Origin of the sequence: Virgibacillus phasianinus (genome assembly GCF_002216775.1) — a bacterium.
Classification (GTDB): domain Bacteria; phylum Bacillota; class Bacilli; order Bacillales; family Amphibacillaceae; genus Virgibacillus_F; species Virgibacillus_F phasianinus.
In genome coordinates, this window is the sequence record NZ_CP022315.1 from 2146125 (window position 1) to 2171461 (window position 25337).

General features: G+C 39.0%; 19 protein-coding genes and 1 pseudogene. 15 read left to right on the forward strand and 5 right to left on the reverse strand.

All coding sequences use genetic code 11. From position 1 onward, the window contains the following. Nucleotides 1-11: 11 nt before the first annotated feature. Together CFK37_RS10335 and CFK37_RS10340 are read left to right on the forward strand one after the other, a co-directional pair. Nucleotides 12-1685, forward strand: a complete 1674-nt coding sequence (locus tag CFK37_RS10335) for a peptide ABC transporter substrate-binding protein (RefSeq protein ID WP_089061777.1) — start codon at nt 12-14, stop codon at nt 1683-1685. A gap of 115 nt (nt 1686-1800) precedes the next feature. After that, the gene (locus tag CFK37_RS10340; protein ID WP_089061778.1) at nt 1801-2415 is read left to right on the forward strand and encodes a flavin reductase family protein; all 615 of its coding nucleotides are present in this window, start codon (nt 1801-1803) and stop codon (nt 2413-2415) included. Nucleotides 2416-2479: 64 nt separating this feature from the next. On the opposite strand, the gene CFK37_RS10345 is transcribed toward CFK37_RS10340, so the two are convergent. Beyond that, nucleotides 2480-3589: a M24 family metallopeptidase gene (locus CFK37_RS10345; RefSeq protein WP_089063620.1), complete on the reverse strand. Its 1110-nt coding sequence runs from the start codon at nt 3587-3589 to the stop codon at nt 2480-2482. Between the two features lie 312 nt (nt 3590-3901). On the opposite strand from CFK37_RS10345, the gene CFK37_RS10350 reads away from it, so the two are divergent. The 6 genes from CFK37_RS10350 (at nt 3902) to CFK37_RS10375 (ending at nt 13092) form a co-directional block, all read left to right on the forward strand. Continuing rightward, on the forward strand, nt 3902-5065 hold the full coding sequence (locus tag CFK37_RS10350; RefSeq protein WP_089061779.1) for an ROK family transcriptional regulator: 1164 nt from the start codon (nt 3902-3904) through the stop codon (nt 5063-5065). Nucleotides 5066-5085: 20 nt separating this feature from the next. Next, on the forward strand, nt 5086-6198 hold the full coding sequence (locus CFK37_RS10355) for an extracellular solute-binding protein (protein WP_089061780.1): 1113 nt from the start codon (nt 5086-5088) through the stop codon (nt 6196-6198). 63 nt (nt 6199-6261) lie between these two features. Then, a complete protein-coding gene (locus tag CFK37_RS10360) occupies nt 6262-7356 on the forward strand; it encodes an ABC transporter ATP-binding protein (RefSeq protein ID WP_089061781.1) in 1095 nt (364 codons plus the stop codon). Between the two features lie 7 nt (nt 7357-7363). Next, nucleotides 7364-9049 carry an ABC transporter permease gene (locus CFK37_RS10365; RefSeq protein ID WP_089061782.1) on the forward strand — a complete coding sequence of 562 codons (1686 nt, stop codon included), beginning with the start codon at nt 7364-7366 and terminating at the stop codon, nt 9047-9049. A 27-nt stretch (nt 9050-9076) separates the two neighbouring features. Next, complete coding sequence (gene argH / locus CFK37_RS10370) at nt 9077-10474, forward strand: argininosuccinate lyase (RefSeq protein WP_089061783.1); 1398 nt, start codon at nt 9077-9079, stop codon at nt 10472-10474. Between the two features lie 107 nt (nt 10475-10581). Continuing rightward, nucleotides 10582-13092 carry a PIG-L family deacetylase gene (locus tag CFK37_RS10375; protein WP_089061784.1) on the forward strand — a complete coding sequence of 837 codons (2511 nt, stop codon included), beginning with the start codon at nt 10582-10584 and terminating at the stop codon, nt 13090-13092. Nucleotides 13093-13154: 62 nt separating this feature from the next. On the opposite strand, the pseudogene CFK37_RS10380 reads toward CFK37_RS10375, so the two are convergent. Next, nucleotides 13155-14227 (reverse strand): annotated as a pseudogene (locus CFK37_RS10380) (YkvI family membrane protein). Between the two features lie 191 nt (nt 14228-14418). Between CFK37_RS10380 and CFK37_RS10385 the strand changes: the two are divergent. The 3 genes from CFK37_RS10385 to CFK37_RS10395 all read left to right on the forward strand — a co-directional run bounded on the left by CFK37_RS10385 (nt 14419) and on the right by CFK37_RS10395 (nt 18080). Beyond that, nucleotides 14419-15666 carry a PucR family transcriptional regulator gene (locus CFK37_RS10385; protein ID WP_089061785.1) on the forward strand — a complete coding sequence of 416 codons (1248 nt, stop codon included), beginning with the start codon at nt 14419-14421 and terminating at the stop codon, nt 15664-15666. 101 nt (nt 15667-15767) lie between these two features. After that, entirely contained in the window at nt 15768-16895 is a 1128-nt protein-coding gene (gene ald / locus CFK37_RS10390) for an alanine dehydrogenase (protein ID WP_089061786.1), read from the forward strand. 237 nt (nt 16896-17132) lie between these two features. Beyond that, on the forward strand, nt 17133-18080 hold the full coding sequence (locus CFK37_RS10395) for an LCP family glycopolymer transferase (RefSeq protein WP_089061787.1): 948 nt from the start codon (nt 17133-17135) through the stop codon (nt 18078-18080). Between the two features lie 214 nt (nt 18081-18294). Here the strand turns inward: CFK37_RS10395 and CFK37_RS10400 are convergent, their stop codons facing one another. From CFK37_RS10400 to dcuS, 3 genes are all read right to left on the reverse strand, one after another. Further along, nucleotides 18295-19623, reverse strand: coding sequence for a 2-hydroxycarboxylate transporter family protein (locus CFK37_RS10400; RefSeq protein WP_089061788.1), 1329 nt, complete (start codon nt 19621-19623; stop codon nt 18295-18297). A 153-nt stretch (nt 19624-19776) separates the two neighbouring features. Beyond that, nucleotides 19777-20493, reverse strand: a complete 717-nt coding sequence (locus tag CFK37_RS10405; protein WP_089061789.1) for a response regulator — start codon at nt 20491-20493, stop codon at nt 19777-19779. Beyond that, nucleotides 20486-22093 carry a DcuS/MalK family sensor histidine kinase gene (gene dcuS, locus CFK37_RS10410; protein WP_089061790.1) on the reverse strand — a complete coding sequence of 536 codons (1608 nt, stop codon included), beginning with the start codon at nt 22091-22093 and terminating at the stop codon, nt 20486-20488. The genes CFK37_RS10405 and dcuS overlap by 8 nt, the downstream gene beginning before the upstream one ends. 288 nt (nt 22094-22381) lie before the next feature. Between dcuS and CFK37_RS19930 the strand changes: the two genes are divergently transcribed. The 4 genes from CFK37_RS19930 to CFK37_RS10425 all read left to right on the forward strand — a co-directional run bounded on the left by CFK37_RS19930 (nt 22382) and on the right by CFK37_RS10425 (nt 25316). Beyond that, on the forward strand, nt 22382-22546 hold the full coding sequence (locus CFK37_RS19930) for a hypothetical protein (protein WP_157724836.1): 165 nt from the start codon (nt 22382-22384) through the stop codon (nt 22544-22546). Nucleotides 22547-22668: 122 nt separating this feature from the next. Next, nucleotides 22669-22866 (forward strand): alpha/beta-type small acid-soluble spore protein, encoded by a 198-nt coding sequence (locus tag CFK37_RS10415; protein ID WP_089061791.1) that lies wholly within the window; start codon nt 22669-22671, stop codon nt 22864-22866. 283 nt (nt 22867-23149) lie between these two features. Continuing rightward, nucleotides 23150-24319: an ROK family transcriptional regulator gene (locus CFK37_RS10420; protein WP_089061792.1), complete on the forward strand. Its 1170-nt coding sequence runs from the start codon at nt 23150-23152 to the stop codon at nt 24317-24319. Nucleotides 24320-24323: 4 nt separating this feature from the next. Further along, complete coding sequence (locus CFK37_RS10425) at nt 24324-25316, forward strand: asparaginase (protein ID WP_089061793.1); 993 nt, start codon at nt 24324-24326, stop codon at nt 25314-25316. The last annotated feature ends 21 nt before the right edge of the window (nt 25317-25337 follow it).

A 25337-nucleotide genomic window follows, 5' to 3' on the forward strand; every position in this document is an offset into this window, starting at 1 on the left:
GAAATCATTTTATGAAAGAAGCGAAGTTTTCGTTATTAATAGCATTGGGTCTTTTGCTATGTGTGATTATGTCTGCTTGTTCTAGTGACAGTGGAGGTGAAAAACAAGCAGAAGGCAGTAATGACAAGGATGCAGACGTGAAGCAAGAATTAAATTTGATTAGCAGTGATACGATCCCAACCATGGATCCGCATATGGGAACCGATGTAGTTTCATTTCAATTTATCGGCGCTAGTAAAGAAGGACTGTACCGCCTTGGTGAAAATCTGGAATTAAAGCCAGGCATTGCAAAGGATCATAAGGTAAGTGAAGATGGTCTGACATGGACATTCAATCTGCGTGACGATGCAAAGTGGTCAAATGGGGATCCTGTCACTGCACATGATTTCGTATACGCCTGGAGAAGGGCAGTGAATCCCAAAACAGGTTCTGAATATGGTCCATATTTAATGGGTGGCGTGGTCAAAAATGCAACAGCAATCAATAAAGGTGATGAGCCAGTAGAATCATTAGGTGTTAAGGCCAAGGGAGATTATACATTAGTTGTTACCCTTGAAAAGTCTACTCCATATTTTGAATCGTTAACAACCCGCAGTACATTCATGCCATTGAATCAGAAGTTTGTAGAAAAACAAGGAGACAAATTTGCGACAAGCACAGACACAATGCTATTTAACGGCCCGTTCATGTTAACGGATTGGAAGAGTACTTCAAGTTCCTGGAATTTGGAAAAGAACCCGGATTATTGGGATGCAGAAACAGTTAAGCTGGAAAAGATGACCTATGATGTGGTCAAAGATCCGCAGGCTGGAGTGGATTTATTTGAAAAGGGTGAAGTGAACCGCACTGATTTAACTGCTGATTTAGTTGATAAATATTCTTCGCATGACGCATTTACGGTTACACCGGAGACAGCGTTATATTATTTGAAGTTTAACCAAACCACTTCTGATGCACTAGCGAATGCAAATATTCGGAAGGCATTAAGCAAAGCGATTAATAAACAAGCTTTAGTTGACGAACTATTAAACGATGGATCCGTGGTTTCAAATGGCTTTGTTCCACAGGACTTCTCCAAACACCCAGAAACAGGAGAAGGCTTCCGTGAGATCAACGGAGACCTTGTCACCTATGATCCGGAGGCAGCAAAGGAATTATGGGACAAAGGATTAAAAGAAATTGGCAAGGAAAAGGTTGAACTGGAATTCTTGGGCAGCGATGGTGAAGTAAGTAAGATAACCGATGAATATATCGCAAATCAACTGGAAACAAATCTTCCTGGCTTGGATATCACATTAAAGCTCGTTCCGTTTGAGCAACGTCTTGAATTAGATGCCAGTATGGATTATCAAATAGAGCTTGCCGGATGGGGACCTTCCTATTTGGACAACTATACATGGATGGATCTCTGGTTAACAGACGGTGAAAACAACAAGATGGGGTATTCCAATAAAACCTACGATAAGCTGGTGAAAAGTACTGTAGATGAATTGGCACTTGAACCGGTAAAACGTTTTGAAGCGTTCCTGGAGGCTGAAAAGATATTGGCTGAAGACGCACCCGTTGCCCCATTGTACCAAAGCGGCCGGACACAATTGATCTCGCCAAAAATTGAAGGTGTCATTGATCGGCCGTTTGGACCTAAGTACGAATACAAATGGGCACATGTTGTACCGACAGAATAATTAGTATGATAGAGAGGGAACTAGATTATATGGTCTAGTTCCCATTTTAAAGATGATTTAATTACAATTGAAAGTGGAAGGATATATATATCCTAGTAATAAAAGGAGAATGCCTATGCCAACTAAAGAAGCGCATACCTTTAATCCAGTGGATCTTGAAACACAGCAAATGTATAAACTAATCATCGGTTCTGTTGTTCCTCGTCCAATTGCCTGGGTTTCTACAAAAAGCAAGGAGGCGATATTAAATCTTGCGCCATTTAGCTTTTTTACGGTGGCCTCAAGACAACCACCAACGCTTGCTGTGTCAATAGGTCAAGGTGTTGAAGGAAGAAAAGGAACCGTTAAAGATACATTAACGAACATTCGTGATACGAAAGAATTTGTTGTGAACGTGGTACCGGAAGCGCTAGCCAATCAGATGTTCGAATCATCAATGCATGTAGATGCGAATACCAACGAATTTTCACTGGCAGGTTTAACACCAGAACCTTCCGGGACCATTAGCGTGCCATCTGTAAAGGAATCACCAATTGCATTTGAATGTAAACTGGATAGAATCATTGAGGTAGGTACGGACCATATGGTGCTAGGTCAAATCCAGTGTGCGAGTATTGATGAATCCGCCTATCTCGGTAATTTTAAAGTAGATATTGAAAATTGGAAGCCGCTAGCCCGGCTTGCGGGAGATTATGCATCACTTTCCCCGTCATTTAAACTACCAAAATAGATAAACTAAAAAAATCACCGGCGTGGTAACCTATGCCGGTGATTTTTAACTCCATATTTAGATCCTATTTTCCGATAACCTGCAGTTCTTTTGGAAATGATGTCAGTACTTCCACATTTCCTTCATCGTTTAAGTAAACATCATCTTCAATTCGTACTCCACCATATTCGGGGATGTAGATGCCAGGTTCGATTGTAAACAGCAATCCTGGTTCAGCAATTTGTTCATTATTTTCATGGATGGAAGGTTCCTCATGAACCTCGATGCCTAGTCCATGGCCAACACGATTATTAAAGTATTCGCCATATCCTTTCTCGTCAATTACGTTTCTTGCTTCAATATCAAACGTTTTAACAGGGATACCGGATTTAATGGCATTTATTCCAGCATTATTGGATTGTAAAACGATATTATATATTTCCTTTTGTTTGTCAGAAGCTTCGCCAATAATAAATGTACGTGTAATATCGGAACAGTACCCATCCTTAATAACCCCAAAATCAATTAATAAGAAGTCACCTTTTTTAAATGTCCGATTGCCAGGGGTGCCGTGTGGAAGGGCAGCTTTTTCACCTGATAATACAATTGTTGAGAAAGAAGGGCCATCTGCACCAAATTTCCGCATTAGATATTCCAATTCGGCGGTTAATTCCAGCTCACTCATACCAACTTCTACCTTTTTTATGCCTTCTGCCAATACTTTTTCAATGATATCAATGGCCGTCCGTACAGATTCCACTTCACTGCCCGACTTTTTCATTCGCTGGGTATTAATAAATGGTTGAACATCAACATAAGAGGCGTGAGCGTAGGCACTTCGTAGGTTATGATAATCAAATATATTAACGGCCTTCATTTCTAGCCCGAAATTCCCTACATGTTCACCTAACTCAAGTTTAAGTTTTGCGAACGGGTTTTCCTCATCGGAAACTGGAATAATCCGTCTAACAGAGGATTCATTTGAAGCACTTTCCTCATCCAAAGCCGGGACAAACAATGAAATATTGTTTGAACGATTATCCACTACTAAGGCCATAAAACGCTCATGCGGCTCACAATTAAAACCGGTATAATAAAATACATTTGCCGGTGATGTAACCATCGCCACTTCAATATTTTCCTGCTCTAAATAACTCTGTAGTACTTGCAATCTATCTTCATATTCTTTATTCAACATATAAACCTCCAATATTAAATCTACTCTACTATGATAAACCCTATTTCTTAAAAAATAAATTCATATGAAGGTTAACTGATTTGTAACGTATTCTATGAACATGAAAATATAGTTCATTGAAGAATCGAAAAGCAATAAAATATAAAGAATATGCAAGAAAACAGGAGATAAGTAAGGAAATAAAAGGAATTTTAGCAGTATTCTGGAGTTTACAATGTAAGGGCCTTCATTTATGTTGTATTCAATGTTTGATTAGTAAGTAAACTTTACTAACCTAAATGCATAAATATAATTTAAGGGGCTTGTTCAATGCAGAAGGGAAATGCTGCTTACATAAAAAAAATGAACCTGAAGCTGATACTGAAGTGCGTTATGAATGAACATTGTACAACACGTGCCAACATTTCTAAAAAGTTAGCACTTAGTAAACCTACAGTTTCCGCACTTGTTGATCAGCTTTTGGATGAGGATTGGATCTATGAAACCGGAGATGGTGAAGCATCTATAAATGGGGGAAGAAAGCCCGTAAATTTAATGTTCAATCCCGAAAAAGGTTACATTATTGGAATAGATATTGGCGGCACGAGCGTAGCATCGGGAATTACAGATTTAAACGGGAAGGTTTGTGCTTATCGTGATTTTCCCACTCAAGTGAATTTAGAACATGAATTATTTAAGGGGATTAAACAAAGTGTAGAGTCTATGAAACAAGAACTTGGAATTGATGAAGCAAAAATTTTGGGGGTGGGAGTGGGCGTTCCAGGAATAACAAACGTTAAGGAAGGTACGGTCAAGGAAGCACCAGCGTTAAAGTGGAAAGACTTTCCGATACGTGAAAGATTAAAAGAAGTTTTCGATTTGCCCATATACATCGATAACGATGTAAACATAAGTGCATTGGGTGAACATTGGAAAGGTGTTGGTAGAAATAGAAAGAATTTAATCTATATTGCTATTGGCACAGGAATTGGCAGCGGTATTATGATAAACGGAAAATTATACCGCGGCAGTAATTATAGTGCCGGGGAAATTGGTTATCTGGTAACCGATCGAATGCATGCCAAGAATTATCACCCAGTGTATGCAGGGTATGGGTTTCTGGAGAGTGTAGCTAGTGGCTCATCGATTGGCAAGCAATTATCGGAACGACTGGGAAGAACTGTTTCTGCAAAAGAGGCCTTTAGTTTGTATCAAAAAAAAGAATTAACTGCGCTAGAAGTAATTGATTTTGCAATTGAAAATTTGTCGCTGGGTATTGCGAATTACGTTTCACTTTTTGATCCTGAACTAATTATTTTAGGGGGTGGTGTCAGCGGATCCTATCACATAATCCGTCAGAAAATGGCGGTCATCATGAAACGGTATACACCAAGAGAATGTGAAGTTGTACTAACAACATTTGGTAAGGAAGCAGGTATTGTAGGGGCAGTAGCATTATTTTTAAAAGAGTTTGATACATTAATTGATATTTAAAACAAGGGGGTAACTGGTTTATGAGTTTATTTAAAAGATCATGGGTATTTTCTGTATTACTAGTTGCATTGATAAGTATTGTCCTATCTGGGTGTATGGCGGGTGGATCCAGTGAAGAAGGAAGCAAAAGCAGTGATGGAGGGTCAGGCTCCGATTCAGGTAAAGGTTTGGAAGAAAAAGTGGTTGTATATTCTCCGCATGGTAAAGACATTTTAAGTGAATTTGAAAAACAATTTGAAGCTGAATACGATGTCGACATGGAATTCCTGGATATGGGTTCTCAAGAAATATTAGACCGTGTCCGTTCCGAGAAAAATAACACACAAGCAGATGTTTGGTGGGGAGCTCCTCAAGTGAACTTTGACCAGGCAAAAGATGATGGTTTACTTGCGGAATATAAGCCATCTTATGCAGATGCTTTAGATGATATGTACCATGATGAAGACTGGATGTGGTCAGGAACATCTATTACTCCGGAAGTAATTCTTTATAATACAAAGGAAATTTCAGCGGAAGAAGCACCGAAAGACTGGGATGATCTTCTGGATCCCAAATGGGAAGATGAGATTATCATTCGTTATCCACTAGCTTCAGGAACTATGCGCACAATCTATTCATCTATGATCTACCGCACTTATAAGGATACGCAAAGTCCTGAAGAAGGATATAAGTGGTTACAAAAGCTGGATGAAAACACGAAGGAATATTCTGCAAACCCTGAAATTATGTACAATCAGGTGGCAAAAGGTGTTGGGTCATTATCGGTTTGGAATATGCCGGATACAGTAATGCTCGCTGAAGAAAAAGGCTATCCTTTTGACTATGTAATTCCTGAAAGCGGAACACCAGTGCTAACTGAAGGAATTGCGATTATTAAGGATGCCCCACATCCAAAAGCAGCAGAAGCATTTTATGAATTTGTAAATACGAAAGAGGCAGCAAAATTATTAGCTGAGAAATATTATCGAATTCCGACTCGTGAGGATGTAGAGGATTTACCAGAATGGATCACTGAAACAGATATCAAACCAATGGAAATAGATTGGGCTTTATTCCAGGAGAAGTCCCCAAAATGGATGGAACATTGGGATAACAAAATTAAAAATACCGAAAAGGATAAAAGTGAGGAATAAAGATTTTCTGATACAGTAGGAAAGTTTAAACGAAATTATGTTCTAAAGAGGAGTTGTTGTTTCATGTCAACAGTGAACTTATCAACTATAACAAAGAGTTTTGGTAGTGTGACGGCAGTCAATGATCTAGATTTATTAATTGAAGAAGGCGAATTTTTTACATTTTTAGGTCCAAGTGGATGTGGTAAAACAACAACTCTTAGAATGATTGCCGGTTTCTATTACCCTACCAAAGGTAAAGTGAAATTTAATGAAAAAGATATGACGACTGTACCACCTGAAAAAAGGAATACGGGCATGGTTTTCCAGAACTATGCCCTTTTTCCTCATATGACTGTTTTTGAGAATGTCGCATTTGGGTTGAAAGTTAGAAAAATAAGTAAGACAGAAACTAAGAAACGAGTTGGTGATGTACTTAGGAAAGTACGCCTAGACCAGTATATCGATCGCCAGGTAAGTCAATTAAGTGGTGGGCAACAACAGCGTGTTGCCTTAGCCAGAGCACTTGTAATCGAACCCGACATCTTACTTCTGGATGAACCTTTAAGTAATCTAGATGCTAGATTACGAGATGAAATGCGTACGGAAATCTTGCGCCTACAACGTGAGTATGGAATTACAACCATTTATGTTACACATGATCAAGTGGAAGCTTTAACCATGAGTGATCGCATTGCAGTGTTCAATTTTGGTGTATGTCAACAGGTAGGTACGCCTACAGAAATATATAATAAGCCTGTGAATGATTTTGTCGCTGAATTTATAGGTGAGACAACATTGCTGCCTATAACTTATGAAAAAACATTTGGGGAAAAACTGATTTTCCATTCTGACGGTTTAGGGGATTCCATTCACGTTAGTAATACGGAACTCAACATTGCTGCCCACGAGGAAAACGATGATTTGATTATGTCTATCAGGCCGGAAGCAATCCAAATCGATAGCAATCATGGTGAAAATAATGTATTCAATGGCTATGTATCACTGGTGCAATTTACCGGTGCATCTGTTCATACCTATATAAAAATTAATGAAGATATAACGATTAGAGCTACCGACTTAAATCGTGGTCCAAGTACATATTTCAAAGAGGGTACGGAGGTTAGTGTGTATCTGCCAGAAGATCAAATTAGAGTGATCCCCAAGGCAAGGGAGTGACAAACTTATGTTAAATGCAGAAAAAAGAAAAACTTTATATCTACTGATACCGGTTCTTTTAATACTTGTTGGATATGTGTTATATCCTTCAATTGAGACATTGATAAAAAGTTTTAAGATAAACGGGGTATTTTCGCTCCAGAATTATACCGACTTTTTTGGTCCTAAAGCAGCAGCAAATTTACAGGCCTTATGGAACTCGGTCTATATATCATTGTTATCTGTTTTCTTTAGTGCGTTAATTGGTGTTCCATTAGCATACATTTTTAACCGCTATGACTTTCCAGGACGCCAGTTTTTCTCGAATATTGCTATCATGCCCATTGTTCTACCATCGTTAGTGGGCGTTATGGCCTTCATGTTCCTATATGGTGAAGCTGGACTGGTCCCTAACTTTATTAAGGATGTATTAAATCTTTCTGAAATCCCATTTAGTATTGGTGGTGTCTCAGGTATCCTATTGGTCCACGCCTACACAATGTACCCGTACTTCTACATGACGACATCTTCAGCACTAAACAATATCGATCCATCACTCGAAGAAGCCGCCTATAATTTGGGCTCTGGAAAGTCAAAGGTGTTTTGGAAAGTAACGTTTCCTTTATTGACCCCAGGCTTGGTTGCAGCTTCATTATTAGTATTTATGGTATCGATGGCATCTTTTAGTGCGCCATTTTTACTGGCTGGCGGATACCGTGTGTTAAGCTTGCAAATTTACTTTTCTAAAATCAATGGTGATTTAGAGATGGCCGCAACACAGTCCGTTATATTGTCTGTGGTATCTATTTCCTTCCTATTGTTTATGCGGTGGTATCAGGGCCGAAAAGACTATCGGATGGCTAGTAAAGGAATTGGGGCACATCGAAGTGAAGTAAATAATCCACTATTAAAGTGGTTTATGGTAACAATCGGTATTATTGCAATGGTTATTTTGTTATTACCACACGTTACGTTGTTGATCCTGTCTTTAGTTCCAGAAGGTGGGTGGACATGGCAGACCTATCCTCAGCAGTTTGGTTTGGAAAATTTTATTTTGTTATTCGAAGATCCCGATATCTGGGACCCTGTTAAAAACAGTTTAATTATGTCTGTTCTTGCATGTGCCGGTGTATTCGTATTTGGAATCATTACTTCTTATGCACTAGTTAAGCGTAGTTTCATAGGTAAGAACCTTCTGGATATCTTAGTTATGATTCCATGGGCATTACCAGCAACAGTTGTAGGTATGAATTTAATATTAGCATTTAATGAACCTTCTCCATTTTCATTTGGCAAAGTGTTGGTAGGTACATTTTGGATATTACCATTGGCTTACTTTGTTCGCTTTATTCCGTTAGTGGTGAGGTCCACTACGGCAGTGCTGGAACAAATGGATGACTCAATTGAAGAGGCGGCGCAGAACTTAGGTGCCAAATGGTTTTACACGTTTAGAAGAGTCGTTATTCCGATCATTATGCCAGGTGTTCTAAGTGGTACATTACTTGCATTTGTTCAGGCGGTAGGAGAATTTCCGACTTCTGTATTACTTTATACAATAGGAAACAGGCCGATATCAATTGAAATCATGAATCAACTAAGGATGTTTAACATTGGTCAGGCTGCCGCTTATGGGATGATTCAAGTTGGTCTAATAGCAATTGTTATGTATATTGCTTATAAGTTTTTTGGAGTTAAATCAGAGAATACATTATAATCAAAAGTCGATAAAGGTGGGTTTCTGATGACGATAGATAAAAATAAGTTTGAAGCAAGTGAAGGTATTCATTTTCCTGGTAAAACCTATGTTGACTCATTATTGAAACCGGTATTTTACGACCAGAAAGAACATCTGTTTGACGCAATGTTTAAGATTCATAAAGCGCATACCACCATGCTGGCTGAACAGGGAATACTTACAAAAAACGAAGCTGAACAAATTCTGGAAGGTGTCAAACAGGTGGAAATACTTGATCGGAAGGAACTTGAATATTCGGCGGTATACGAGGATTTATTTTTCCTTGTGGAATCACAAATTGGTGAGCGCATTGGTGAAGAATTGGCAGGAAAGATGCACATTGCTAAAAGCAGGAATGATATGGGCGAGGCCATGTACAGAATCGTGATTCGAGAATATATTACCCAGGCGATTAGTGATGCTTCTCAGTTGTGTGAAGCAATTCTTTCCCAGGCAGAACAACATGTTGAGTCGATTATGCCGGCACATACCCATACACAGCCTGCACAGCCAACAACGTTTGGACACTATTTGGTCGCCATCTATGACAGTTTGAAACGTGATATCAAAAGAATGGAGCATGCGTATCAAACAGTTAATCAATCTCCAATGGGTGCAGCGGCGATTACGACTACTGGTTTTCCAATTAATCGTGAACGAATGGTAGAGTTACTGGATTTTGATGGTCTAGTTGAAAATTCATATGATGCAATAGGGGCTGGGGATTACTTGATGGAAGCCGCTCAGGCGTTGATAAGTCTGACAACAAATATGGGCAGATGGATACAGGAATTTTTACGGATGGCATCAAAGGAAGTGGGACTACTGAGGGTATCTGATGCTTATGTTCAAATCAGCAGCATCATGCCGCAGAAGAGAAATCCCGTCTCAATTGAACATTCACGTGCCATTGCCAGCAGTGCGGCAGCGGAGGGAATGGCTGTATTACACATGATTCACAACACACCGTACGGAGATATAAATGATACAGAAGACGATTTACAGCCCCATATCTATAAAGGATATCGAAAAGGTATCCGTGTGTTGCGTCTTATGCGTGCTGTGATTATAACAATGCGTTTTAATAAAGAAAGAGCGCATCAACAAGCAAGGGAGAACATGATCACGATTACTGAACTAGCGGATGTACTCGCCCGGGACTATGGGGTTTCTTTCAGAAAGGCTCACCATAAAGCCAGTGTGATAGCACGCAGAGCAATCGAAATGAATAAGGAGTTATACGAAATATCCCTTGATCAAATTAATACATGGCTGAATGAAGTTCAATTAACTAAGCAGGATTGGGAACATATTATTGACCCCATATGCTTTGTTACCAGAAGAAACATCACAGGTGGCCCGAATCCGGATGTCGTTAGAGCAATGATTGAGGCGAGAAAGTAAAGTGTGCTTTTAAGGAGGTGAGTGTAATTTGAATATAACTATTCTTATAAGTGGTTTCCGGTAAATAATCCTGTCACTGTACAAACTATTATGAAGGGAGAAATTCTATGAAAAAAATGATTTATTTGTTTCTCGTTCTATTTTTGCTTGTACCACTAATGACACCAACGAAATCAGAAGGAAAAGAAAAAATTAAGCAGGATGTTGATCTTTGGAATACATTACAGCCACTTGACACTACACTAAGTTTTTTAAATACAGGCGCCCATCCCGATGATGAACGAAGTCACTTGCTCGCCTACCTTTCTAGAGGTCTTGGAATAAGGACCGCAAGTCTTATTGCTAATCGCGGGGAAGGTGGACAAAATGAAATAGGCAAGGAACTTGGTAATGCGCTAGGTATCATTCGTTCAAACGAATTGATTGAAGCATCCAAGGTTACTGGTGTAGAGGTATTTCACTTGAGTAAGACAACTAGTGATCCCATTTATGATTTCGGTTTTTCAAAAAGTCCAGATGAAACATTGGAAAAGTGGGGAAGAGAGCTAACCTACAAGCGCTTTATTCATCGACTACGAACCAATAAACCCGATATACTCTTCACATCATTTTTAGATGTTGACACTCAACACGGAAACCACAGAGCAATAAATCAACTTACAAGAAAAGCTTTTGAAGATGCGGCGGATCCAACCGTGTTTCCAGAACAACTTGAAGAAGATGGCCTTACAACCTGGCAGGTGAAAAAACTATACCTTCCTGCAGAATCAGACAATGCGACTACATCGATAGAAATAGGGATGTATGATCCTATCTATGGAATGACATATCCACAACTAGGTGAGAAATCCCGCTATCTTCATAAGAGTCAGGGCATGGGAAATGACATTCCCGCAGGTCCAGAGACAGTTAACCTAAGGCTTGCCAAGTCAGTAAAAGATATTCCTGCCGAAGAAGATCTTTTTGATGGACTAGCTTACGACTTCTCGGAAATCGCTAGTCAATTAAATGATAAACCATTGCAGGCTAAACTTAATCATTTCCAAAAGACGCTTGAGAAAGTTATTGATCAATACCCGAATCGTGATAAGGCCCTAAAAAAATCACATATAGCCCTTAATGAAGCAAGAAAACTAGAATCCAAAATTGGTAATAGTGATTTAGAGGAAAAAGTTAAAGAGGATATCTTGTTTCGAGTTGATGTAAAGCAGCAACAGCTTGCTGAAGTAAGTAAAGTTGCCTCCAACTTGAAAGTCGAGACAAAAGTGAAAGATGCTACACTGGTTCAGAATGGGCAAACAAAGGTTACCGTTTCACTTGAAAATAAAGGTAAGCATTCTTTGAAAAACATTAACCCAACGTTAAGTCTGCCAGAAGGATGGACCATGGATGGCGCGGTTAATCCATTCCATCTAAAGGCTGGAGAAAAAAAGACCATTGAATTTACCGTTTATATCCCTGACGATTCCGATTACTTTAAACCTTATGAGGATCCATCAATCCATTCAGAGGTATCTTATTCAGTAGGGCCAACGACGGTTGAACAGAGTTACCAAACAGACGCAACTGTTGCAGTCTTGCCAGACGTATCTGTTCAGGTTAATCCAAGTAAGTTAGTAGTTAATACATTGGATATTCCAGAACAAATCACTGTGGAATCAGAGGTTCAAAATAATACGAATGGAGCGCTTGATGCATCTGTCAGTCTTGATGTTCCGGAAGGCTGGGCAGTTAAACCAGAAGCTGCACCAGTTACATTTGAAATTGAAGGTGAAACAAAAAACGTCTCATTTACTGTTTCACCAGGGACTGATGTAAGTAAAGGTGATTTTTCAATCGATCCAATTGTAAATGTAAACGGAAAATCATTAAGCACATATGTACAGAAAATCCAATATGATCATATTGATACTTCCTATTACCTTTATCCTGCCAAGGTTGAAGGAGTGGCATTTGATTTAAATTTACCTGAATCGTTAAAGGTAGGATATATCGATAGTGGGTTTGATAAAGTGGCGGGCCGTTTGCAGGGAATTGGTATGGATGTTACCAAATTAGAGCAAGAAGATCTTCAAACTGGTGATCTATCCCAGTACGATACCATCGTTACTGGCGTCAGGGCCTATCTCTCTCGTGAAGATTTAAGAAATAACAATGAGCGATTGCTGCAGTACGTAGAGGACGGCGGGCACCTTGTTGTCCAATATAATAAACCTTGGGATAACTGGGATCCTGAAAAGACTAGTCCATACAAGCTAGTAATCGGTCAGCCTTCCATCGAATGGCGTGTAACGAAGGAAGAAGCTGAGGTTAACGTGTTGAAACCGAATCATCCGTTGTTTAATTATCCAAACAATATAACCGAGAGTGACTGGTCCAATTGGGTTCAGGAACGTGGATTATATTTCCCAATGGAATGGGATGACAGGTTTGAAACATTTGTCAGTATGGCTGATCCGAATGAAGAGCCATTTAATGGTGGCATTTTAATGGCAGAATACGGTGAAGGAACATATTTATATACCAATCTTGTCTGGTACCGTCAAATTCAAAATCAGGTACCTGGTGGATATCGTATTTTCAGTAACCTGTTAAGTTATCCACTCTACGAAGAATAGTTATTAGGAAAAAAACACCCCTGATTGGTCAATTACACTCAGGGGTGTTTCCATGTTTAGAACTATGCCGCTTCCTGCCTTTCCTTTTTCGCTGCCGGCATTTTAATCGATGAGTATACAAGTGCAAAAATCAGGAATAGTCCCAGGTATCCAATAAGTGGATAAAATAGGGAAACGAGGTCAGTAAAGCCGACAAAGCTTGCTGCGAAGGCAACAACCATTGTAATTGTCACAAACACCTTAAATTTCTTAGTCCCCATTTTTGTAAAGCGTGCCCCAAACGCATAGAACATGCTTACCGCTGTGTTGAAAATCATACCAAACAGAATTAATGAATATATTACAGCAAGGACAGGAGAAATCTCGTCAACAATAGCCAGCATTGGCATATCGAAACTTGCTACGGTATCCACCTTTGAGTAGATTGCCAGATGGCTTAATATAATCATAATTCCTAGACCAAGTCCCCGAGGAGTCCCCCGTATTTCGCTGCTTTTTCATCACGTTCAGCACCACCCATTACAAGTGACATGGACGCACCAACGGCTATATTAAAGGAAACATAATTGATTCCCGAAATGAACCAGTTCGGAAGCGATGATGGCTGTTCTTTGGCAATTGGATTAAGTGACATAAAAGAGACATCCAATGTGAACAGGCTGTATACGGAAACGAGAATTACGCCAACAATAAGGAATGGTGTGATACTGCCAATAATGGCAACCACGCGGTCAACATTCAGCATAATGGTTAGAATAACCAGAACCGTCATCAGAATAACACCAACAATTGTCGGCAGGCCGAACTGCTGATCAAGAATAGAGCCGGCTCCTGCGATCATGACAACCCCTACCCCAAATAAGGTAAAGATAATGATGTAGTCCACAATAACTCCAAGAACCCGCCATCCACTAATTTTATAAACAGCATCCTTATGTGATTTTGTTTGCAAACGACTGCCAAGACTTGTAAGTGTCATGCCAAGATAGGCAAATAATGCGGTCGAAATAATTGCCCCGACCGTCCCAATCAGCCCAAAGCTAGTAAAATATTGTAGCACCTCTTGTCCTGATGCGAAACCCGCACCGACAATAATCCCGATAAAAGCGCTTCCAATCTTTAATATTTTTTTCATGATGTATAACCTCCAAAGCAGATGATGTATAATATCAAATTTTGTCTAAATTTGCGCATTCTTTATTTTACCAAACTTTTTGTGAAAGTCCACTTATTTTGTTAAGGATTTAATCACCGAAATATGGTATTCTAAAGGTCAAACCTAAAACGTACCGAAATATTTTTCAGATTGAATGGAGGGAAACTTTCATGGATTCATCCGGCCACTCAGAATTATTTAAAGACGACATTGATTCGCTGGAAGGCTTGGCAGACCGTATCGGAAAAGTTCTCGATTGTCCGATTACGATAGAAGATGCCAACCATCGTATAATTTCATACAGTACTCATGAGGAAAATGTAGATGACGCGAGGGTTGCCACCATTGTCAGACGGAAAGTTCCGGAGAATGTCATCAACAGCCTTTGGAAACATGGCGTGATGGCTCAACTATTCGAACAGGAAGAGCCGGTGATTGTCCCGGCAATTGATGAGGTCGGTTTAGGAAATCGGATTGCCGTATCAGTGTGGAAAAATAATGAGGTGCTCGGATTCATTTGGGCCCAAACAACAGACAAACAATTTAATGAAGATAAATTAAAATTGCTCAAAGAAGCATCCAGACTAGTCCAAAAACAATTACAGAAGCACCAGATTAGAAAAAGAAAAGCAGAGGAAAGCTATCAGGAATTCTTTTGGCAGCTGTTGACTGGGCATGTTTCACAAAAGGATGTAATTGACCGCCAGGCGAAAAGGTTTGGTTTGCAGCTTGATGGCAGCCTGGCCATTGCCTTAATCGAATACGATTGTGATGTTACCCAAACAATTGAAAAACATTCCTATTATCTGACGGAAACACTGCAACTTGTTCAGGTCGTTTGCCGGGTGTTTGATCAAAATCAGCTCATTCTGCTAATTCGGCTGCAATCGGAAGACAACGCAATCAAGGTTCTGAATCAGTTTATTGGAAACTTCATTCATAAAATTACAGAACGATTGCAGATTAATCATGTGAAAGGTTCATTTGGCACCATTTATAATGGGGCACAGCATATCAAGGACAGTTATATCCATGCCTTAAAAGTGCTGGAACAGAAGGAACAATTTCCAATGGAGCTCGCCAGCATTTATAGCTACCAGGAACTCGGTATTTATCAATTTCTTAATGAACTATATCAAATCAGGAATCGGGATCATTACCAGAATTATTCGATTGAAAGGCTGCGAAACTATGATTTAAAACACCATACTAATCTGTTGACTACCTTAACTGTTTATCTGGAATGTGATAGCAATGTTCATCGGGCAGCCAAATCCATCCACGTCCATACTAATACATTAAACTACCGTCTGAAAAGGATTGTAGAAATTGCGGAAATTGATCTAAAGGACCCGAATCAAAAAATAACATTATATTTGGATTTAAAGCTCGAAAACATGCGAAGGGATGATATGTGATTTTACACAAATTGTCCCTTCTATTTTTAGCTTTCTACATAAAGAAAAATGGCTTCTGTGGGAATATAATAGATATAAATTGAGCAATAGGGGGAATTATGATGATTATTGGTGTTCCAAAGGAAATTAAAAATAACGAAAACCGAGTAGCCATGACACCTGCAGGGGTTGTCAATTTATTAAAGGCTGGACATCGTGTCATTATCGAAGCAGATGCTGGTCTGGGCAGTAACTTTACGAACGAAGAGTATAAAGCAGCTGGTGCTGAAATCATTGAAAGCGCTTCAGATGTTTGGGGCCAAGCAGAAATGATTATGAAAGTTAAAGAACCACTTTCAGCTGAGTACGGCTATTTCCGTAAAGGCTTAATTTTATTTACGTACCTGCATCTAGCAGCGGAACCAGAATTAACTAAAGCTTTAGTTGATAATGAAGTGACAGCAATTGCTTATGAAACAGTAACAGTAAACAATACATTGCCATTGCTTTCCCCAATGAGTGAAGTTGCCGGGCGTATGGCATCACAAATTGGTGCACAGTTCCTTGAGAAGTTTTATGGTGGGAAAGGAATTCTGTTAAGTGGTGTGCCTGGTGTGAAACGTGGAAAAGTCACTGTTATTGGCGGTGGAATGGTTGGAACAAACGCTGCGAAAATTGCAGTCGGCCTTGGGGCAGATGTTACCATTATCGACCTGAATCCAACACGTTTGCGTCAACTTGAAGATATCTTCGGTACGAGTGTACAAACATTAATGTCAAATCCATATAATATAGCAGAAGCAGTTAAAGAATCTGATTTGGTAATTGGCTCTGTATTAATTCCTGGTGCAAAAGCGCCTAAGCTTGTAACAGAAGAAATGGTTAAATCCATGCAGCCTGGTTCTGTTGTTGTTGACGTAGCTATTGACCAAGGTGGTAACTTTGAAACAGTTGACCATATTACAACACATGACGATCCAATCTATGAAAAACATGGTGTGCTTCATTATGCAGTTGCAAACATGCCTGGTGCTGTACCACGTACATCAACGATTGCATTAACGAATGTAACCATTCCTTATGCAGCACAAATCGCTACAAAAGGTGCCATTAAAGCAATTAACGAAAACCCGGCAATTAAATCCGGCGTGAACGTACTAAATGGCAAAGTTACATTTGAAGCAGTAGCACATGATCTTGGCTACGACTATGCAACAGTCGAAGAGGCTATTGAACTAGCATTTGCTTAAGATTGCAGACACAATATTTTTAAAAAGTCGCTGATTTATTCTATAAATCTAGCGGCTTTTTTTTTCGTTTTACAATTTTTGATATAAATTTACATGATTTTTTGTTATACTTAAGGGCGGTACTAAAATTTATAGGACTAAAGTATAAAAAATCTAAGGGATCTGCCATTATTTTTGGTGATAGCCAGGATTTTCAAATAGGTATTAAGTAATAAATTGGAACTGGGGTATGTAGGTATGACAGAACAAAGAAGGTCAGACAGACGCAGGAAAAAACCAAGAAAACGTCTTTGGCTAAGGATTAGTTTATTTGTAATTTTAATCCTTGTGTTAGGCGTCGGTGCTTTTGCGTTTTCAGTATATAGCAATGCGAAACAAACCGTAAATGAAAAAATTCACGAGGAAATCTCATCGATTGATTCAAAAGTGGCGAAAGAAAAAATAAGTGAACAAAAGCCACTTAATATATTGTTGCTTGGTGTCGATAAACGACCAGGTGATGGTGGACGCTCAGATGCTATTATGGTACTTTCATTAGACCCAAAAAATAATAAAATGAATTTAATTAGCATTCCGAGAGACACCCGGACCCTTATTGTTGGTAAGGGGTATAAGGATAAAATTAATCATGCCTATGCATATGGCGGTGTTGATATGTCGGTAGCCACTGTTGAAAATCTACTAAATATAGAGCTGGATTATTATGTAGAAATGAACATGCAGGGACTTACTGAAATGGTAGATGCCGTTGGTGGCATCACGGTAGACAATCCGCTTGACTGGTATGATGAAGGTTACTATAAAGAAGGCTATCATTATAAAAAAGGTGAAATTCATTTGAATGGACCGCAAGCAATGGGATACGTGCGCATGCGCCACCTCGATCCAAACGGTGACTTTGGTCGGACGAAACGTCAGCGCCAGGTTATTCAAGCCATTATTGATAAAGGTGCAAGCATTGCATCCGTTGGTAAAATAGACGATATGATTGATGTTTTAGGCGACAACATGAAAACCAACATGGACTTCGAGGACATGAAGAATCTATTATTCAATTATAAAGATGTTAGGAAAAATGTTAATAGTTATATGATGACAGGTAACGGTACTAAGATAAGTGGTGTATACTATTTACTTGTACCCGATGAAGAAGTTGCTAAAGTTCATGATATGCTAACAAAGTAGAATGATGGAGACCTGCACGAACCTTTAAAGGGGAGTGCAGGTCTTTTTTAATGATGTTGTGGAAAAATAAAGATTAGCGGATGGAACTCGGGCGAAATAGGTGGGACCTGGGAGAGGGCAAGTCCAAGTAGGGAGAGAAATAGCTGTCTCCCGACTTGACTTCAACATCACCACTTTACGCAGCAACACAGAACCATCCGTGTTGCTCGTATTATCAGGTGAAAAGTGGGATTAGCAGCCCGGCTAATAGTAGAATCAATGCTCCACCTAATCGGGATGAAATTTGTGCAAAAGGCATTAGTTCCATTCTTTTTGAAGCAGAGAGGACTGCGACGTCACCTGTTCCGCCCATGTTTGCCATACACAATCCAGCAGTAATTGCTGCTTCAACAGGGTAGAAACCGACAAGTTTTCCTAGTAAGCCTGCTCCGATGATAGCCCCAAGTACGACACCGAATACCGTTAGTATATATTGGAAGGTTAATGCTTCAATGACAGTGTTCAAATCGGTATAGGCTATTCCAATTCCAAACAGCAAAGCAAGTGTCCAATTGCTGGCAACAAATTTGTACCATTGGCTTGCTCCTTCAATCACATTCTTAGGAATCACATCAACAATTTTAGCAATAGCTACGACAATAATCATCAGTGCATAAGGATGAATAGGGATGAAGTCCCCCAGAATAGTCCCAATCGCAAAAAATGAAACTGCGGCCAGTAATCCAATTCCCATTTTTTTGATGTCGTACGCAGTTTTTTCTTCTTGGAATTGGAAGCCTCGAATTAATTGACCGTTACCAGTTAGCGAAGGAACCTTTTCCCCAAGTAAATTGAGCATACTGGCAAGGACAATTGCGAACACATTACCTAAGGCAAGGGCAGGTACTAGCATAGAGATATAATAGCCGGGGTCATTTCCCATCATTTCCGAATATATTTGACTCATCGGAACAGCACCAGCTCCCATGCCGCCCCCCATAATTGGCATTGCAATAACAAGAACCGCTTCCTTCAAAGAAAACCCTGCTAAAGTACCCAATAATCCAGAAATTAGGACTGCACAGATTACGCCTCCAATGATTGGCAAAAAGTAACGCAATCCAACTTTCATTAGGATTTCTTTATTCATTCCAAGAATACTTCCTGTAATTAATGCGGCGATATAAAAGTTCAAGAAACCACCGTCTTTCATGAACGTCGTCATAGAGATCACGGAAGCATCTGGCAGCCACCCCTCATATACCATGAACGCCGCCCCGAAGATTGCGATAATAGCTCCACCGCCTAAAAATGTCTTGACGATTGGTGTATGATCTCCAATCCATCCCAGAAGTTCTCCAAGTACAATCATTACCAGCAAGCTGCCAATCATTCCACCCGGTAAGTTCCCTGAATATAAACTTATTAAAGTAATAGCTGTAAAAATACCGAACCACAGAACGGGAATTTCAAAAATCGTAAACTTCTTCTTGCTGTTATTCAATTCTGTTATTCTTTCGTCCGGCTGGTTGTCATAATTCAGCTCTTGAGCTGTTTGTCCCATATGTTGACCACTCCTTTTCTTTTATTGGCAAAAAACCCTATAGGAAAACGCTTTCAACCTAATAAATTCATCGTACTATTGTTAACAGAAAGTTCACATATTGTGAAACTAATTAAACTTTTGTAATTAAAAAAAGCAGCTAAAACAGCTGCTTTAAAGATAATAATCGATTTGGTTGCGCTTTGATTTATTTAATTTGTATTGATAAATGGGCCTCCCGACACCATATATCAGTGTTTCTTCCAAAAACTCAATCCCACTCAAAAACTTTAAATACTTCCTTACTGAAACCCTGGATATCTCTGTTAATTCTGCGATATTTTCAGTTGAAAAGGGCTCAGATTTTTTTGAAAGAATAACTTGGGTAATGTTTTCTAATGTGTTTTTTGTCAGTCCTTTCGGTAAATCCTGTATCACCGGTTTATTTTCTTTTGATTGACCAGATTTACGAAGCAGCTGATCAACCGCATACTGACTAACATTTCCCTTGTCAATATAGGCATAATGGCTGTTTTTGTAATGGATAAGCGCATCTTCAAATCGCTCAAATTCAAATGGCTTTATCAAATAATCAACGGCCCCAAGTCTTAATGACTGCTGAATTTGATTGATGTCAGATGCTGCGGTGATCAAGATAACATCAACATCTTGGTTTTGATCACGAATATCCCGTAAAAAATCAATTCCATTTGAACCGGGCATGTACACATCAAGCAGCATGAGATCGATTTTCACCTGGTTCATATGCTTAAGCGCGTCTTTGGTATTGCAAGCAACGCCACTAAGTGTGAATCCGGGAATACGCTCCATATATTGTTTATTCAACTGAGCTACCATTGGATCATCTTCCACTATCAGAACATTAATCATTACGTTCACCTCCAGGTTGATAAGGGATAATTAATGTAAATAACGTACCCTCATGATTGGAAGAAAAGTCAACAGATCCGGCCAGTTTCTCAACACTCCGCTGAGTCAGGTAGAGGCCAAACCCACGATGGTTTCCAGCCTTAGTAGACATCCCCTTTGCAAAAATTTCTTCCTGAATATTATCTGGTATGCCAGCACCCGTGTCACTGACGGTTATGCTAAGCAGTTCATCCACATAAGCAAGATTAACTTTAATTCGTTTCTGTTCACTATTTGAAACACTTTCAATGGCGTTATCAATAATATTGCCAAGTATCGTAATCAGTTCATGTGTGACCTCGGATTTATCGGGCTGTGGAATCTCGGTTTCGCAGTTGATAGTTAAACTAACATGTGATTCCCTTGCAGCACTCATTTTACCAATAATAAATCCAGCGAAGGCAGGATCCTTGATATGCCTGGTTACATTGCCGACTTCATGTGCTTGATGATTAACCAGTCTGCTTATGAACTGGTTAACCTCTTCATAATTCTCCATTTTTATCAAGCCAAGTAACACGTGCAGCTGGTTCATGAACTCATGTGACTGGGCACGTAAAGTGTCAGCATACAGTTGAACACCAGTCAGCTGTTCTGCCAATTGATTGACTTCCGTTTTGTCCCGGAAAGTGGCAATTGCACCGACAACCTGATCGTTAACAACTAACGGGACGCGGTTGGTGATAATGGAAACGCCATTGATTGTTTGTTCCTCATCTAAATCAGTATCGCCCCTATTCAGTACATGACCGAGCATTGTTCCTGGCAAAAAATCGTTAATCTTCATCCCAATTGGGTCTCTAACCATCAATCCTGCTTTTCTAAAAACTTGGCGGGCAGATTTGTTCACAAGGACAATGGTGGCATTTCTGTCAATCGCAATAATTCCCTCACGAACCGAGTGCAGCATTTGATTTCTTTCCTCATGGATACGTGCAATAGCATGTGGTTCGAGGCCAAAAAGGCTTTTTTTAATGTATTTCGCCAGGAGGAAAGCACCAATGATACCTACCAACAGGCCGAAAATAGAACCAATAATAACTCTTTTATGGCTTTGTTGAATGGATTGCTGGACGGCATCTAATGAAATTCCTACAGAAACAGCACCAATCTGATTTTGGTTATCGTCATAAATAGGCGTAAAAGCTCTTAATGACTCCCCTAACGTGCCAGTTGAAGAAGATATGTATTCCTCCCCCTGAAGCGCTCGTACTTCATCACCACCAACAAAGTGGTTACCAATTCGCTCAGGGTTGGGATGTGATTGACGGATTCCGCTCATATCCATCACCACAACAAATAAGACGTCTGTTTCTTCCTGTATGGTTGAAGTATAATCCTGGATATTATTATGCTCATCTTTATCCAGCAAACCATTCTTAACGATTTGAGATTCCGCAACCGTTCGGGAGACAATGAATGCCTTCTCTTCTAAATAATCGCGGATATTTTCACTAGTCGAATCTGTGAAAAGCAGGTCAGTAATAATTAAAGAAATTAAAACAACTAGACAGACGAATATTATGATAATTGTACTTAACTTTAAACGCGGTTTTATCAAAAAGTGTCACCTCTATCCAGGGGCTATTTTAAAGGAATATTACGACTTTTGCCAGAATCCCACTGTACTATAGTTATAAATATCTAGGAATAAAGAAATTGTTTCTATGAAATGGAATTGCGAATGATAGTGGTAAACAGTCATATAAGACTATTTAATAAACGGCCAGTAACCATTATTATAAGTGATAACAATAAGGTTCGTTCGAAATAGCAAAACGGATATGATATCCAAGGAAGTTCACCGATACGATCTCCATCGGTTTATAAAATCTGAGGAGGAAGATGTATGAAAAAACTATATTATCGTATGATCTACTATTGGCATATTCTAAAAGCCAGAGAATTATCTACAGTAATATCCGATTGCCTCGACGAAGAAATGAAACATAAACTGGAGAAAAAAATTGGCTATCATGAGGAAAATGCAAATAATTATATGTTGAAATGCTGAAGCGCCTTGGTGGTGCTTTTTTTCTATAAGGTATTAATTGACAGGTGTAATTATTTTTTTCCATCAAAGGATAAAAAGGAGCAGAAACTTTCTGTTCCAAATCCCACGAGGAGTGATCAATGATGGCAGAGAACAAAAATGATTTGTTAGTGCCAGGTGCAAGAAATTCAGTTGACAATATGAAAGAAGAAATTGCAAATGAACTTGGTGTTGAGCCCGGGGCTGACACTACTGCACGCGAAAATGGATCAGTGGGTGGCGAAATGGTCAAACGAATGATCAGGATTGCCGAAGACAGTATGCGAAATGGGAATCAATAAATTTCCTTACTATCTTCCAGAATCAAGGAATCGGACTAAGTTCCGGTTCCTTTTCTGGTTATTTTGTTGATTTTCTTTATTGGCTTTAAAAGGCTAGGAGATCAAGCTATTAAAAGATTCAAAAAACCAATTGACTAACATTTCTTACTACTCTATACTATTAATAACCCCATAGAAGAAATTAATGTAAAAAAACAGGTTATCTAGCTATTATTTACAGTTTATTCGCTAGTATTACAGGTATTCGGCATTAATTAATAACATGATGTAAATAGGTGATGAAATGAAAATAAAAAATCAGGAGTTTTTAAAAAAGGAAAATCAAAGCTTGGTATTGGAAATTATTTTAAATCAAAGCCCAATATCTAGAGCTGAGATTGCGAAACAAACAACGATGAGCCCAACATCTGCGTCTCGTATTGTTGCTTCTTTATTGGAAGTTGAACTAATCCGTGAAGTTAACTTGGTCAATGACGGGGTGGGCAGAAAAGCGACGTATTTTGTTCCAAATGAAAACTCGATAATATCAATTGGGGTCGAAATTGATCAAAACAACATACGAATTGGTTTTATGAATTTCGTTGGAACCCTAATTGCTTTAGAACATTTTATGTATAAACCAATCGACCCACAAGAAACCGTTGAATTCATAGGAAGTAAGATTGAGATTATGTTTGATAATGAAAAAATTCACCATAAACAAATTGCCGGAATTTGTGTTGGGCTTCCCGGTCTTATTAAAAATGACCAAGGGATAATTAAACTATCTGCGCAATTTGATTGGAAGCAGGTACCATTAAAAGCAATGCTGGAAGAGAAGGTGGGCTTCCAAGTAATTGTGGACAATGAACTAAAGCTGAAAGCATTGGCTGAATATATGACGGATTTAAATACGGAAAAAGAAAGTATGGCAATGATTGGTTTTGGAAGCGGGGTAGGTTCTGCGTTGATTTCAAAGGGGGAGATATACCGTGGAGAGGGAAACTTTTCTGGCGAAATAGGACATACCATAGTCGATCCGTATGGAATTTATTGTCCTTGTGGCAACTTTGGATGTTTACAAACGTATATTGCCGAAAAATTTCTGCTCGATGAGGCTTCCAAAACTAAATCAATTGATAGTGTCCAAGAGTTACTTAAGGAATCTGAAAAGGGAGAAAAGTGGGCGAGAAACATTTTGGATAAAGCTGTTACTTACGCAGCAATTACAATTAACAATGTTGTTTGTGTTTACAACCCGGATACTGTTGTTTTATCCGGCAGTTTGATTGAAAACTATCCGGAAATAAAAGAACGAATCCTTGAAAAGTGTAAAAATCAAATTTGGACCCCGGTTAATAATACCTTTAAATTACATACTACAAAAACTGGTGCTGATGGGGTTGTTATTGGAGCTGCAATAAGTGTGCAACGATATTTCATGAAAAATATTCATTTTAAAAGGGAGGTATAATTTCATGACATTTCCTGTCATTGCAAAAGAATTTAGAGGTGGAGAATTGGAAAATACTCACCAAGGTATTATTTGTGTTCTGAATGAAAAAAAAGAGATTGTGTATGAGAAAGGTAACGCCGAACATAGTACATTTTACCGCTCGGCAATGAAACCAATTCAAGCAATACCGATATTTACAACAAATGTAATTGAAAAATATAATCTCAGTAATAGGGAAGCCGCCTTGTTTACTGCATCACAGCGTGGAGAGGAGTACCACCAGGATGCATTAGAAAGTCTGATGAAAAAACTCCAATTATCCGAGGAAATGCTGGTTTGTAATAAAAGCTATCCGCTTAATGAGGAACCAAAGCAAACTTATATTTGGGAGCATAAACCTCCGCGCAGACTTCTGCACAACTGTTCAGGCAAACACTTAGGATTCCTAGCATATTCAAGGGAACGGGGATATGGAATTGATAGATATACAGAGTTGAATCATCCTCTACAGCAAGAAGTTTTACATCTTGTTGCTGACCTATCCGAAACACCTTTTGATCAGATAAATACCGCTGTTGATGGATGTGGTGTGCCAGTTCATGGAGTTCCATTAAAAAATATGGCTATCTCCTTTTTGAAATTTGTAGTTCCTGAATTAAATAAAGATTTGAAAACAGCCGATGCAGTAAAAAAGATAGGTAATGTAATGAATCAGCATCCAGAAATAGTTGCATCCCATAACTTCATCTGTACCGCATTATTAGAAGACAATAACATCATTGCAAAGGGAGGAGCACAGGGAGTTTATTGTTTAGCTTTAAAAAAAGAGAAAATTAGTATTGCCTTAAAGGTTTTAAGTGGTTCTGAACTTGTTTGGCCAGTAATAGTTGCGGAACTATTAAAGGATCTTAATTACAGCAACACGGATACGATAGATCGGTTATTGGAAATAAGATCAAATTCCATACGAAATGATAATGGAAAAATCGTTGGAGAAACAAAAGTTTTTTTATAATTTAAGCTAGAATTTTCAAAA